This is a genomic window from Oceanobacillus sp. GQ8 (genome assembly GCF_059758495.1).
Genome location: NZ_JCAXEV010000003.1, coordinates 576,339 through 590,973 on the forward strand (window position 1 = coordinate 576,339; position 14,635 = coordinate 590,973).

The window sequence follows — 14,635 nt, forward strand, 5'->3', positions numbered from 1 at the left end:
TATGAAACTTGTTAGCTATAGAAAAGGGAAAAATGCGCCATTTCGGATTGGGGCAATGTTAGATAAAAAGAAAGTAATGGACCTAGAAGAAGCATTTAGACAGATGGAGATTGCGCAAGGAGGAGAAGCTACAGAGAATTTCCCAGCAGACCCGAATGCCTTTTTTTTCGCTGGGCCAGATACATTAGATCTAGCAAAACAGGCTGTGGACTTTGTTGAACGTACACAAGGGGAGCCATTGCAGTTTGATAGGGGAGAGGTCGAATTGGGTTCGCCTATTTCACGACCTGGAAAGATCATCTGTGTGGGGAAAAATTATGCTGAGCATGCAGCAGAAATGAAAAGTGACGTACCAGACTATCCCGTCTTATTTGCGAAATTTTCCAATGCATTGATTGGGCCAGAGGACGCCATTAAGAAAAGCCATTTAACAAGCAAGCTTGATTATGAGGCTGAACTGACTATTGTTATCGGCAAAGAAGCTTCCAATGTACATAAAGAAAATGTTGGTGAATATATTCTTGGTTATACAATAGGAAATGATATTTCTGCTCGAGACCTACAAAAACGTACACCGCAGTGGTTACAGGGGAAAACCCTTGACCGCAGTACACCTATTGGGCCATGGGTTGTAACAGCAGATGAAATTCCTGATCCGGCTAATTTGGCAATAAAGACATTTGTAAATGGGGAAGAACGCCAAGCATCGAACACAAAGCATTTGATTTTCGATATTCCTTACCTTATTGAATTCATTTCGTCGATCATGACATTAGAAGCAGGGGATATTATTTTAACTGGAACCCCGAACGGCGTCGGGTTCGCCATGGACCCGCCAGGATTTTTGAACGACGGTGATACGGTTAAGATTGAGATTGAGAACATCGGAGAATTAGAAAACCGCGTTGAAGATCTGCGATAAAGTTAGCTTGGAGATAGAAGATGAAAATAAAAGCCAAGCGATTATTATAGATCGCTTGGCTTTTATTCATCGGTTAGGATTTAGAAATTTCCATTTTAAGAAGTGTTTTGAACGTACCTTTTCATAAATTAGTGACCTACGCTTTTGAATCTTCCTCCATGAACTTCTTGCGTATCCATTATGGTCGTAAAGGCCGTTGGATCAATATCATGGATGAGCACCTTCAGCTTGGCCACTTCCAGTCTAGTCACGACTACGTAAATCACTTCCGTATCAGTTTCCTGGTAGCTGTTTTGACCATACAGCTTGGTTACACCTCTACCAAGCGTCTCTCCTATTTCATCAGCGATCTCGCTTGTAAAATTGGAAACAATTATGGCTGCTTTTGTTTCATTAAATCCTTGCCCTACTGCATCAATTGTTTTGGATGCAATGTAATAAGTGAGGATGGAAAACATTGCCTGTTCCCAGCCAAGCACAAATCCTGCCCAGAGAAAGATAAAAATGTTAATAAACATTACAAATTCACCGACTGAGAACGGGATTTTTCTCGATAATATAATACCCAGGATTTCTGTACCATCCAATGCACCGGAGTTGCGGATGACAATCCCAACACCTGCCCCAAGTGAAAGACCACCAAATACTGTTGCCAGCAAAGTGTCATCTGTTATGGGTGCTACATGGTGTAAGGATGACTCAACGATAGCAAGGGCGAGAATGCTAAATAGTGAGGAAAACAGAAAATCTTTCCCGAGTCGTTTTAGTCCGGCATACAAAAAAGGAATATTGATAAGTAATACAAGCACCCCGAAGCTAAAACCGGTTAAATAGTTGATTAACAGGGAGGTACCGATAATCCCGCCATCAATAATTTCATTAGGGACGAGAAAAAGCTCAATAGAGGCTGCTGCTAAAGCTGCGCCAATGAAAAGCATGAAGTATCTCATAATAAGATGAGCAATGCTCTCTTTCTTTCTTTTACGGTGTGGCATGAACTAAACTCCTTTGTTTACAGTATTTCGTTTATCTAGCCTTAACTGGCAGTAGGACCCAATTTTAGAATGCAAGGGGAATTAACCAGTAAAGGTCCCATTCATTCCACCAACATTTGATGCCGGAGGTAGGGATCGGCCAAATGAAGTTTTACTTTATAGCTTGCTTAGCGAGTCTGTCTGCATGATAGTTTTGCTTCTCGGGTATCCATTTAATGAAAAAGTAGGGAAACGTAGCAGATTTTTGGACAATGGTTTCTAAAAATGGCTTATAGCTTTGGTTACGGGTAAAGTTCTTTTCCACAACATCAACCACCAATTTCGAATCAGACCGGATTGAAATAATCTCATCAGGATAATGCTCCTCACAAATCTCCAAAGCTTTTATTACTGCGAGAAATTCTGCCTCATGATTGGAAAGTTCTTCTAAAGGTATCGCATACTCAAATTTAGTTTTTCCTTGTTTTATGTATATACCTGCCCCGCTTTTACCTGGGTCTCCACGAGAGGCACCATCTGTATAAACCTCAATCACATTCATCATCCTTACTAACGTTTTAGTGTTTATATTGTCGACAACCATTTGTGATATTCCCTCGAAACCACCATATTAACTATACCAAAGTATAACGTGATTTTCAGATTTGAGGTATGACATAAGGAACGATACTATGGGTTCTATCTATTCTGCTCTGCTGTTTATAAAGTTATCATTTAAGACAAACTTCCTCTATCTCAGTATCTAGACTAAGACTATATTACTAATTTAAAGAATATTCCTAAAATTTATTGTAACTTAACAAAAATTAGTATACCATTTAATTTATTCAAAACATGCTTGTACTCATATGGAGCATGTAAACAAGGAGGAGATAGGATGAATTATGAAAGCGGATACAAACAAGAAGGTTATACAGAAGGAAAACCAGACTATCAGAAAATCACCGAAAGTTCTTCATTTAAGAATTTACTTGCAAAGCGTAAAAGATTCATTGTCCCGTTAACCATTATATTTTTAGTATTCTATTTTCTACTCCCGATTCTAACCTCTTATACCACTTTTTTAAATTCTCCAGCGATAGGTGACATATCTTGGGCATGGCTCTTTGCTTTTGCGCAATTTATTATGACGTGGGTATTTTGCGTTATCTATGTTAAAAAATCTGCGCATTTTGATAAACAATCTGATGAAATAATAGCTGACCAATTAGGGGAGGGGAAAGAATGAACGGAACGGTTGTAACACTTTTTTTAGTCATTGTGGTCGCTACATTGGTTATTACTTATTTTGCAGCTAAAAAGACTCAAACAACTGGTGATTTTTATACGGCAGGTGGCGGATTAACCGGTTGGCAAAATGGACTTGCTATCGCTGGAGATTATTTGTCTGCAGCTTCCTTTTTAGGTATTGCTGGAGCCATTGCTCTTTATGGATTTGATGGTTTCTTTTACAGTATTGGCTTTTTAATAGCGTACTTAGTAGTTATGTTTTTAGTAGCAGAGCCTTTGAGAAACTTAGGTAAATACACACTTGCTGACATGATAAATGCGAGATTTGATGCAAAAAAGGTAAGGGGGATAGCTGCCCTAAGTACGCTTACGATTGTTATATTTTATATGATTGCGCAGCTCGTAGGGGCAGGTGCTCTCATCCAACTATTATTCGGGATAGATTATTGGATCGCCGTACTAATAGTTGGGGTGATGATGACAATTTATGTATTATTTGGAGGCATGACTGCGACAAGTTGGGTTCAAATTATTAAAGCGGTATTATTAATGATTGGTACTGTTATTATTGCTTTTATGGTACTCGCAAAATTTAACTTTAATATACTTGGAATGTTTAGTGAAATGAAAACAGCGACGGCCCATGGGGCTGATTACTTAAACCCAGGGCTGAAGTATACCGTTCCATTGGACACCATTTCCTTAATGGTAGCACTTGTATTGGGAACGGCTGGTTTACCTCACATCTTAATGCGCTTCTTTACAGTGAAAAATGCTAGAACAGCAAGAAGCTCCGTCGTTACTGCTACGTGGGTTGTTGGGATTTTTTATATTTTAACAATTTTCCTAGGGTTTGGAGCAGCTGCTTTCGTAGGCGAAGAAATTATAGCTGCAGCTAATCCGGCTGGTAACATGGCGGCACCTTTATTGGCTGAAGTACTTGGTGGTAATTTGTTAATGTCATTCGTTTCAGCGGTAGCCTTCGCCACAATACTTGCAGTTGTTGCAGGGTTAGTTTTGTCAGGAGCTTCTGCATTTGCACACGATATTTATGGACAAATTATAAAAAAAGGTAATGCAACGGATAAGCAGCAAATGTTGGCAGCACGGTATGCTTCTTTAGGTGTTTCTATCTTTTCCATTCTACTTGCATTATTTGCTCAAAATATGAATGTCGCCTTTTTAGTATCGTTAGCGTTTTGTGTGGCAGCAAGTGCGAACTTACCTGTTATTCTTTACACGATATACTGGAAGCGTTTTAATACAAGTGGTGCTGTAACAGCGATGGTATTAGGGTTAGTTTCCGCATTAATTTTGGTGGCAATTAGTCCAAACGTTTTTTCCCCCACCGAAGGCGCTGCACTATTTGTAGGGGAACCTATCTTCCCGTTAACTAATCCGGCTTTAATATCAGTTCCATTAGGTTTCTTAGGGGGATATTTAGGAACAGTTTTCTCTAAAGAAGTTGACTTGAAACGGTATGCCGAAGTCCAGGTGAAAGCAAACACAGGGTATCGTGAATAGTAGAAAGAACTGTGATTTTATGGCAAAATAAGAGTTGGAGTATATATAGGGGGGATAAGGATGAATTTACTACAAGAACAGGTACTTGAACGTAAAATGAACCAATCCCTTCTTCAGTCTCTCCAATTATTGCAATATTCAAGTTTTGATTTAATGGAATATATAAAGGAAATTGAAAAAGAAAACCCTTTAATAGATGAAGTTATTTATCAGGATGGTGTTTCCTATTCCCATCCATCTAGAGGGGGGCTAGTAGCCCCTGTCGAATTAAATGCGAAGGAATTAACCATGTATGAAAAATTAAAGAAGCAATTATATATGCTAACTATACCCAAGGAGATACATCATGCCGTTTTATATGGAATTGATTCATTAAATGAAAGCGGGTACCTTGAGATTGATTTGGAATTTTGGGCCAATGCATGTGACATAACACTGCAAAGCGCTGAAAAGGCACTACTGTATATTCAGTCGTTGGAACCAACTGGTATAGGGGCCAGGTCACTAAGCGAATGCATTTACCTACAATTAGCACAAGATGCCCCCGACCCTGACTTTTTACAAGACTTGTTAGAAGATAAACTAAATTGGGTTGCTGCAGGGGATGTTTCAGCTATATCAAAATATTATAGTTTGTCTGAACCTGAGGTAGAAGGCTTGTTGGCAAAGATTAGAAGTTGCGATCCAAAACCAGGGAAACGTATATCAACCAAAACGACGAACTATATCACACCGGAAGCTTCAATTTATAAGCAACACGGAAAATGGCATGTTTCATTTTTTTCTTGGAGCAGCCCTTACATAAAGATAAATCCAAACTATAAAGAATTCGTGTCAGATGAAAAAGACGTTGTACGTTACTTTAATAATAAATGGAGCCAAGTCGAATCACTTAGAAAAGCTATTTCATATAGACTTAATACATTAGAACGGGTGATTCATTGTATAATAGAGAAGCAATCTCCTTTTTTCGAAAATGGCTTGTCCATGCTTCAACCTTTAACACTAAAAGAAATTGCAGATGTTCTTGAGTTGCATACTTCTACGATAAGCAGAACGGTTTCAAACAAATATATTCAAACAGCAAGTGGAGTATTTCCATTAAATTTTTTTCTGCAATCAGGAATTCAACAAGCAGATGGTACGAAAACTTCTTCCATTGTTGTGAAACAACAAATCGCTGACCTGGTTAAAAACGAAGATAAACGGAAGCCATTATCAGATAGAGAGATTAAGGAAAAATTGGAGGCAGTGTACGGGCTACACATCGCCAGAAGGACAGTAATGAAATACCGTGAGCACCAAGAAATCCCATCTTCTAGCAAGAGAAAGGAAACGTGACATGAGAAATGTAATTTTATACACAAAGAATCCTTGTTCATTATGTGATGAAGCAAAAATGATGTTGGAGCTTCTTCAAAAGGATTATAGCTTCAATTTAATAGAAAGGGATATCGAAATGAATGATGAGTGGATGGAGCGCTATCATTTACTTATCCCATGTGTGATTATCGGAAAGGATTTTGTTGATGGTTCCCAAATGGGATGGAATACACTTGTACGAGCATTACAAAATGGTGAATAGCTACCTTCCTTTTGGGGAAGTGTAAAATCTGAACGATTCATTTTAGTTGTGAAATTTTATATCTTTGCTATAATAAATGTCGAAGGAAGTTTTTTTTGATGTTTCTGGGACATAATATAACCATCTGGGACATTTTGTGTCCAACAAGAGGGGATCTGAATGAGTGATCTAATTGATTTGCAGAAAAAACTAGTTCCAGATTTAGTGGAAGTAATGCAGCAAAGGTATGCTGTATTGCACAGTGTAGACTTGTTTCAGCCAATTGGAAGACGTAGTTTGGCGGAAAACACTGGTATGTCTGAAAGAAATGCCCGTAGTGAGGTTGACTTCTTATCTAAACAAGGACTCATAAAAATTACCACAAAAGGAATGTATATCTCAAAAGAGGGTAAGGTAATTCTAGAACAGTTGGCCGAATTTATGAATGAAATTAAAGGTTTAAGTGTTTTAGAAAAGCAAATCAAGGATAAATTGAATATTGAGCAGGTCATTGTGGTGCCTGGAAATAGTGATCAATATGAATGGGTCAAACAAGAAATGGGGAAAGCATGTGTTTCCTTTCTTCAGTCTGTAGTAGATAACGAGGATATAATCGCAGTTACTGGTGGGACTACGATGGCAGCTGTAGCGAATGTCATGAACCCATTAGATAAGGCAAATAACTATTTATTTGTACCAGCGCGTGGGGGAATTGGGGAAAAGGTAGAAAACCAAGCCAACACAATCGTTGCTGAAATGGCCAGAAAAGCCGGGGTACAATACCGTTTGCTCTATGCGCCAGATCCTTTGAGTGAATCTGCTTATCAGACCATTATAAACGAGCCATCTATTAACGAGACACTTCAGCATGTTAAGGGAGCAACAGTTGTCCTTCACGGAATTGGCGATGCCATGACAATGGCGAAACGTCGAAAAACACCCGAGCAGGTTTCTGTGGAACTCCATAACAAACAGGCTATCAGTGAAGCATTTGGTTACTATTTTGATGCAATGGGTAATGTTGTATATAAGGTACGCACCGTAGGCATTCAATTAGAGGACCTTCAAACAATCGATCATGTTGTAACCATTGCGGGCGGTAGCTCCAAAGGAAAAGCAATCGATTCTTATTTTAAACAAGGGAAGAGCAATCTTCTGATCACGGATGAAGCAGCCGCGAAAGAGATATTGAAGGGGTAACCCTTTTATATATAAAATTAATTTCTATTTATAGGAGGAATATACATGGCAGTAAAAGTAGGTATTAATGGTTTTGGTAGAATTGGACGTAACGTATTTCGTCAATCACTTAAAAATGATGAAGTAGAAGTAGTAGCAGTAAACGATTTAACAGATGCTAATATGCTAGCACATTTGTTAAAATACGATTCTGTTCATGGTAAACTTGATCAAGAAATTTCAGTAAATGGTTCCAACCTTGTTGTTGGTGGAAAAGAAATTAAAGTGCTTTCTGAGCGTAACCCTGCAGATCTAGGCTGGGGAGATCTTGGTGTAGAAGTTGTTATTGAATCAACTGGTCGCTTCACTAAAGGTGAAGATGCACAGAAACACATTGAAGCTGGAGCGAAAAAAGTAATTATTTCCGCACCTGCACAAGATGAAGATCTTACACTAGTTATGGGTGTTAACGATGATCAATACGATCCATCTAGCCATAACATTATCTCTAACGCTTCTTGTACTACAAACTGTCTTGCACCATATGCAAAAGTATTAAATGATAAATTTGGTGTTAAACGTGGCTTGATGACAACAATTCACTCTTACACTAACGATCAGCAAATCCTTGATTTGCCACATAAAGACTACCGTCGTGCTCGTGCAGCAGCAGAAAACATTATTCCAACTACAACTGGTGCAGCGAAAGCAGTAGGTAAAGTACTTCCTGAATTAAACGGCAAATTAAACGGTGGAGCAGTTCGCGTTCCAACTCCAGACGGTTCTCTAGTTGACCTAGTAGTAGAGTTGGATAAAAACGTAACAGCTGAAGACGTTAATGCTGCATTGAAAGAAGCTGCAGAAGGCGATCTTAAAGGAATCCTTGAGTACAGCGAAGAGCCACTTGTTTCTTCTGATATCGTAGGTAACTCACATTCATCAATCATTGATGGTCTATCAACTATGGTACTTGAAGATAACATGGTTAAAGTAATCTCTTGGTATGACAATGAAATGGGTTATTCTTCACGCTGTGTGGATCTAGCTGCATTTCTTAAAAAACAAGGACTGTAAGATTCACCTTACCAGCAGTCAGGTTAATTAAGCAGGCGGAGGAGGAGATAAATCCTCCTTCGTCTTTTCCTTGTTACATGATTAACCTCAAACTATTAAGGGAAAAGCTATAAGTGCTACATAATTTAATAAAGCAGGAGGTTGTTTTAATGAATAAGAAAACACTTCAAGACATTGACGTTAAAGGTAAAAAGGTCTTTTGTCGTGTCGATTTTAACGTACCAATGAAGGACGGAGAGGTTACTGACGATACTAGAATTAAGGCAGCCCTGCCGACTATCCAGTATCTTAGTGAACAAGGTGCCACCGTTATTCTTGCAAGTCATTTAGGTCGTCCAAAGGGCGAAGCAGTGGAAGAGTTACGCCTTGACCCTGTTGCAAAACGTCTTAGCGATCTTCTTGGCAAAGAAGTAGTGAAAACAGACGAAGTATACGGCAGTGAAGTAAACGAAGCCCTATCTCGCTTAAGTGATGGCGATATTCTACTTTTAGAGAATGTACGCTTTGAAGCAGGAGAAGAAAAAAATGACGAACAGCTTGCTCAAGCATTCGCAGATATGGCTGATATCTATGTAAATGATGCCTTTGGCGCAGCTCACCGTGCACATGCTTCCACTGCAGGTGTTGCGGAGAAGCTTCCAGCAGTTGCTGGTAAACTTTTGGAAAAGGAAATTGCGGTACTGGGTAAAGCACTTGAAAACCCTGAGCGTCCTTTTACAGCCATTATAGGTGGAGCGAAAGTTAAAGATAAAATTAATGTAATTGATAACCTTCTTGATAAAGTAGATAACCTTATCGTTGGTGGTGGACTTGCGTATACGTTTATCAAAGCACAAGGCCATGAAATTGGAAAATCTTTATTAGAAGAAGATAAACTGGATCTTGCGAAAGAATTCATGCAAAAAGCAAAAGATAACGGCGTCAATTTTGTATTGCCTGTAGATGTTGTTGTAGCAGATGACTTCTCTGAAGAGGCAAATACCAAAATTGTAGATATTCAAGAGATTCCTGCAGATTGGGAAGCATTAGATATCGGGCCAAAAACGCGTGAGAAATACAGCCAGATTGTGGCAGATTCCAAACTAGTAATTTGGAATGGACCAATGGGAGTATTTGAATTAAACGTATTTGCTGGTGGCACAAAAGCTGTTGCAGAGAGCCTTGCAAACACAGAAGGTTATACTGTAATTGGTGGTGGAGATTCTGCTGCTGCAGTAGAGAAATTTGATTATGCGCAAGACATGGATCATGTTTCTACCGGTGGTGGAGCATCCCTAGAATTCATGGAAGGCAAAGCACTTCCAGGTGTGGAAGCTTTAAACGATAAATAATTGTATGGAATCAAAATTTATTTAAGAGGTGATCGTATGCGTAAAAATGTGATTGCAGGTAACTGGAAAATGAACAAAGTATTGTCTGAGGCGACTGAATTTGTAGGAGAAGTTGTAAATAAAGCTCCCGAATCAGACCAGACTGAAGCAATTGTTTGTGCACCATTCCCTTTCCTTGCAAGCTTGGTTGAGCAAACAAAAAATTCACCAGTGAAAATAGCGGCACAAAACATGCATTATGAAGAAAGTGGTGCATTCACAGGGGAAGTAAGTCCTGGAATGTTGAAAGATCTTGGCGTTACACATGTCGTACTTGGACACTCTGAGCGTAGAGAGCTTTTTGCAGAAACAGATGAATCGGTAAATAAAAAAACACAGGCTGCATTTAAACACGGTCTAACTCCAATCGTTTGTGTTGGTGAAACACTTGATCAACGTGAAGCAAATGAAACAATGAATCATGTAGGCAACCAGGTAAAAGCTGCTTTAGAAGGACTTTCTGAGGACCAGGTAGCTAGTACGATTATTGCGTACGAACCAATCTGGGCAATCGGAACTGGAAAAACAGCTACAAGTGAACAAGCAAATGAAGTTTGTACCCATATCCGTAATGTTGTAAAAGATGTGACATCAGAAGAAACAGCAGAAAAAGTTGTTCTACAATATGGTGGCAGTGTGAAACCAGCAAACATTAAGGAATTACTTGCTCAATCAGATATTGATGGTGCCTTAGTTGGCGGAGCAAGTCTGGAGGCAGACTCATTCTTGCAGCTCGTGGAGGCTGGTAAATAATGACACAAAATAAATTAGCTGCATTGATTATCCTTGACGGATTTGCGATACGCGATGAAGAGATGGGAAATGCGGTAAAACAAGCTAATACACCTAATTTCGACCGATTCTGGGAAAAGTACGCTCATAATCAGCTAACCGCCAGTGGAGAGGCTGTAGGCCTGCCTGAAGGTCAAATGGGTAACTCCGAAGTAGGTCATCTAAATATCGGTGCAGGTAGAATTGTGTATCAAAGTTTAACGAGAGTGAACCTTTCTATAAAAGAAGGAGACTTTTTCGAAAAAGAAGCTTTCTTAAAATCAATTCGTTCTGCTAAAGAAAAAGGCAAGGCATTGCACATCTTTGGTCTATTATCTGATGGTGGTGTCCACAGTCATATCAGCCATATGTTCGCATTGCTGAAGCTTGCCAAAGACAATGGCCTGGAAGAGGTTTATGTACATGCATTTTTAGATGGCCGTGACGTAGGCCAGCAAACAGCTAAAAAGTACATTGCCCAAACAGAAGATAAAATGAAAGAGCTGGGCGTCGGAAAAATTGCAACGGTTTCTGGACGCTATTATTCCATGGATCGCGATAAGCGTTGGGATCGCGTTAAGAAAGCATATGATGCGATGGTTCACGGTGACGGGCCGACATACACAAATGCTGAAGAAGTAGTAGAAGATTCCTACAAAAACGGCATTTATGATGAATTCGTACTTCCTTCTGTGATTACAGATGAAAGTGGCGACCCAGTAGGTAAAGTACAGGACGAAGATTCCATCATCTTTTATAACTTCCGTCCAGACAGAGCTATTCAAATCTCTCGTACTTTTGCCAATAAAGATTTCCGTGATTTCGATAGGGGAGAAAATGTACCGAAGGATCTTGACTTTGTTATGCTAACCAATTTCAGTGAATCGGTGGATGGCTACGTAGCTTACGAACCGGCAAATCTTGATAACACGATTGGTGAAGTACTGGCGCAAAACAATTTAAATCAGTTACGTATTGCGGAGACAGAGAAGTATCCACATGTTACATTCTTTATGAGTGGCGGTCGTGAAAAAGAATTTGAAGGAGAAAAACGTGTTCTTATCGATTCTCCAAAAGTTGCTACTTATGACCTCCAGCCTGAGATGAGTGCATATGAAGTAACAGACGCTTTGTTAAAAGAACTTGATGAAGGAAATCAAAATGCGATTATCTTAAACTTTGCAAACCCTGATATGGTTGGTCATTCTGGTATGCTAGAGCCAACGATAAAAGCAATTGAAACAGTGGATGAATGCTTAGGTAAAATAATCGATAAAATCGTTTCTCTTGGTGGAAATGCAATTATTACCGCTGATCACGGTAATTCTGATGAAGTAATCACAGTGGATGGAGACCCAATGACAGCACATACGACAAACCCTGTGCCTGTTATCGTAACAAAAGAAGATGCAACAATACGCGACGGCGGAATTCTTGCAGATCTTGCTCCAACTCTACTTGATCTACTGGATGTTTCCAAGCCAGAGGAAATGACAGGAAAATCTTTACTAAAGTAAGTTGCCTATCTTAACAAAAGTCAGGTAAGATGAATGAGAAACCAAAAAAAGGAGAGATTTACATGCCATATATTACAGATGTCTATGCAAGAGAAGTACTTGATTCACGCGGTAACCCAACAGTAGAGGTAGAAGTATTCACAGAGTCCGGTGCATTTGGATCTGCTCTAGTACCAAGTGGTGCTTCCACTGGAGAATACGAAGCTGTTGAATTACGTGACGGTGACAAAGACCGCTATTTAGGTAAAGGTGTGGAAAAAGCAGTACAAAACGTAAATGAAGTAATCGCACCAGAATTAGTGGGTATTGATGTAACCCGTCAAAATATCATTGATGCATTAATGATTGAACTTGATGGAACAGAAAACAAAGGAAAATTAGGTGCAAACGCTATTCTTGGTGTTTCCATGGCTGTAGCTCATGCGGCTTCTAGCTATCTAGAAGTACCACTTTACAACTATCTTGGTGGATTCAATGCTAAAACATTGCCAACACCTATGATGAACATCGTAAATGGTGGAGAGCATGCAGATAACAATGTTGATATCCAAGAATTCATGATTATGCCAGTAGCTGCTCCTACTTTCAAAGAAGCATTACGTACAGGTGCTGAGATTTTCCACTCTTTGAAAAAAGTTCTTAACTCAAAAGGATATAACACTGGTGTAGGTGACGAAGGTGGATTTGCTCCAAACCTTGGTTCAAATGAAGAAGCTCTCCAAACGATTGTAGAAGCAATTGAAGCAGCTGGTTACAAACCAGGTGAAGAAGTGAAGCTTGCTATGGACGTTGCCGCTTCCGAAATTTACGAAGATGGCAAATATAACCTAAAAGGCGAGGGTGTTGTTCGTACATCTGCTGAAATGGTAGACTGGTATGAAGAAATGGTAAATAAATACCCAATCATCTCTATTGAAGATGGTCTTGATGAAAACGACTGGGAAGGTCATAAACTATTGACAGACCGTCTTGGTGACCGTGTTCAATTAGTTGGGGATGATCTATTTGTTACAAACACTACGAAGCTTTCCCAAGGTATTGAGCAAGGTGTAGGAAATTCTATTCTTGTTAAAGTGAACCAAATTGGTACACTTACTGAAACATTTGAAGCAATTGAAATGGCGAAACGCGCTGGATACACTGCTGTTATCTCTCACCGCTCAGGTGAAACAGAAGATGCAACGATCGCTGATATCGCTGTTGCTACAAATGCTGGACAAATTAAAACGGGTGCACCTTCTCGTACAGACCGTGTAGCGAAATACAATCAACTATTACGTATTGAAGATGAATTAGCTGGTCTAGGAGTATATGGTGGCTTAGATTCATTCTATAACTTGAAAAAATAAACAAACACAATGTGTAGCATCACTCTTGCAAAGAGCAAGGGTGATGCTTTTTTGCTTTATCTGGAAACCTCGACCCCTGTTTTTAATTGAAAATATCATTCAGCCTAGCATAGGACAAATTGTAGTTAAATAAAATAGGATGTAATGTAAAAATTATACAGGGGGAGATTAAAGTGGCGCAAAAGGTATTGCTTTTTGGCGATATTGGAATAGATGACACGGTTGCACTAATTTATGCCTATTTAAATGATGAGATTGATGTTGTCGGAGTTGTAGCTGACTATGGGAATATCTCAAGGGAAAATGCATTGGCCAATATTCAATATGTGCGGACATTATTAAGCAGTGAAATGACAGAACAGGTAACCATCATTGTAGGAGCTGAAGCACCAATGACTGGCGAACTCCCTGAATACGTGCATGAGATTCACGGAGAGTTTGGCCTAGGGCCAATTATCCCTCCTGTAAATTTCATGAATGGTATTACAGAAAATTTTCATGAAATCGTGAATATTATCAAAGAAAATGAGGATTTACTGATCGTTAATATTGGTCGTTTAACTTCATTAGCAACAATGTTTCTGCTATATGGTGATTTGATGCGTAAGATAAAGGGGTATTATGTAATGGGAGGGGCTTTTTGGGTTCCGGGTAATATTACGGCTGTATCTGAAGCCAATTTCTATGGTGATCCGGTTGCTGCACAGGTAGTACTTCGATATGCAGAAAATGTAAAAATTGTACCTTTAAATGTAACAGAGCAAGCAATCGCAACACCAAAAATGGTAGATTATATTGACGCGTATGGCCCGATAGATATTGTAAAACCGCTATTAGACTATTATTATAATTTTTATAAAGAAAGAAATCCATCAAGCACTGGTAGTCCATTGCATGATGTATTAACTTTAATGGCTGTAATCAAGCCAGATATGCTTACATATGAAAGATTACCGGTAAACATTGTACAGGCAGCTGAAGGGACAGAACGCGGGCAAAGCATTGCCGACATCAGACCTTTTCTTACAGATGGGGAAGTTGAATCAAAGAAACATGACATCGCCTTCCAATTAAACTATAAACAGTTCTTTATGGATTTTATGACTGTAATGAGTGGCCAGCGTTTCACCTAACCCATTG

The 14,635-nt window shown here is 39.3% G+C and carries 14 protein-coding genes; 12 read left to right on the forward strand and 2 right to left on the reverse strand.

The genetic code is table 11. The features are described 5' to 3' along the window. Position 1: 1 nt before the first annotated feature. Positions 2-922 carry a fumarylacetoacetate hydrolase family protein gene (locus tag AC6CHS_RS11670; RefSeq protein ID WP_498236231.1) on the forward strand — a complete coding sequence of 307 codons (921 nt, stop codon included), beginning with the start codon at positions 2-4 and terminating at the stop codon, positions 920-922. A 128-nt stretch (positions 923-1,050) separates the two neighbouring features. On the opposite strand, the gene AC6CHS_RS11675 is transcribed toward AC6CHS_RS11670, so the two are convergent. Both AC6CHS_RS11675 and AC6CHS_RS11680 read right to left on the reverse strand, forming a co-directional pair. Next, a complete protein-coding gene (locus AC6CHS_RS11675; RefSeq protein ID WP_498236233.1) occupies positions 1,051-1,917 on the reverse strand; it encodes a YitT family protein in 867 nt (288 codons plus the stop codon). Positions 1,918-2,068: 151 nt separating this feature from the next. After that, positions 2,069-2,452, reverse strand: coding sequence for a ribonuclease HI family protein (locus AC6CHS_RS11680; RefSeq protein WP_498236235.1), 384 nt, complete (start codon positions 2,450-2,452; stop codon positions 2,069-2,071). A gap of 342 nt (positions 2,453-2,794) precedes the next feature. On the opposite strand from AC6CHS_RS11680, the gene AC6CHS_RS11685 reads away from it, so the two are divergent. From AC6CHS_RS11685 to AC6CHS_RS11735, 11 genes are all read left to right on the forward strand, one after another. Then, on the forward strand, positions 2,795-3,145 hold the full coding sequence (locus AC6CHS_RS11685) for a DUF485 domain-containing protein (RefSeq protein ID WP_498236236.1): 351 nt from the start codon (positions 2,795-2,797) through the stop codon (positions 3,143-3,145). After that, positions 3,142-4,671: a solute symporter family protein gene (locus AC6CHS_RS11690; protein ID WP_498236238.1), complete on the forward strand. Its 1,530-nt coding sequence runs from the start codon at positions 3,142-3,144 to the stop codon at positions 4,669-4,671. Before AC6CHS_RS11685 ends, AC6CHS_RS11690 begins: the two co-directional genes overlap by 4 nt. Before the next feature lie 60 nt (positions 4,672-4,731). Beyond that, the gene (gene rpoN / locus AC6CHS_RS11695; protein ID WP_498236240.1) at positions 4,732-6,012 is read left to right on the forward strand and encodes an RNA polymerase factor sigma-54; all 1,281 of its coding nucleotides are present in this window, start codon (positions 4,732-4,734) and stop codon (positions 6,010-6,012) included. Between the two features lies 1 nt (position 6,013). Then, on the forward strand, positions 6,014-6,256 hold the full coding sequence (locus AC6CHS_RS11700) for a glutaredoxin family protein (protein ID WP_498236242.1): 243 nt from the start codon (positions 6,014-6,016) through the stop codon (positions 6,254-6,256). 159 nt (positions 6,257-6,415) lie between these two features. After that, positions 6,416-7,435 carry a sugar-binding transcriptional regulator gene (locus tag AC6CHS_RS11705; RefSeq protein ID WP_498236244.1) on the forward strand — a complete coding sequence of 340 codons (1,020 nt, stop codon included), beginning with the start codon at positions 6,416-6,418 and terminating at the stop codon, positions 7,433-7,435. A gap of 45 nt (positions 7,436-7,480) precedes the next feature. Beyond that, positions 7,481-8,488, forward strand: a complete 1,008-nt coding sequence (gap, locus tag AC6CHS_RS11710; protein ID WP_036574991.1) for a type I glyceraldehyde-3-phosphate dehydrogenase — start codon at positions 7,481-7,483, stop codon at positions 8,486-8,488. 149 nt (positions 8,489-8,637) lie between these two features. Further along, on the forward strand, positions 8,638-9,819 hold the full coding sequence (locus AC6CHS_RS11715) for a phosphoglycerate kinase (RefSeq protein ID WP_498236246.1): 1,182 nt from the start codon (positions 8,638-8,640) through the stop codon (positions 9,817-9,819). 36 nt (positions 9,820-9,855) lie between these two features. Further along, positions 9,856-10,611, forward strand: coding sequence for a triose-phosphate isomerase (gene tpiA, locus AC6CHS_RS11720; protein ID WP_498236248.1), 756 nt, complete (start codon positions 9,856-9,858; stop codon positions 10,609-10,611). Then, positions 10,611-12,146: a 2,3-bisphosphoglycerate-independent phosphoglycerate mutase gene (gene gpmI, locus AC6CHS_RS11725; RefSeq protein WP_498236250.1), complete on the forward strand. Its 1,536-nt coding sequence runs from the start codon at positions 10,611-10,613 to the stop codon at positions 12,144-12,146. The genes tpiA and gpmI overlap by 1 nt, the downstream gene beginning before the upstream one ends. Positions 12,147-12,208: 62 nt before the next feature. Next, a complete protein-coding gene (eno, locus tag AC6CHS_RS11730) occupies positions 12,209-13,495 on the forward strand; it encodes a phosphopyruvate hydratase (RefSeq protein WP_036574984.1) in 1,287 nt (428 codons plus the stop codon). A 173-nt stretch (positions 13,496-13,668) separates the two neighbouring features. After that, positions 13,669-14,628 carry a nucleoside hydrolase gene (locus AC6CHS_RS11735; protein ID WP_498236252.1) on the forward strand — a complete coding sequence of 320 codons (960 nt, stop codon included), beginning with the start codon at positions 13,669-13,671 and terminating at the stop codon, positions 14,626-14,628. Positions 14,629-14,635: the final 7 nt, after the last annotated feature.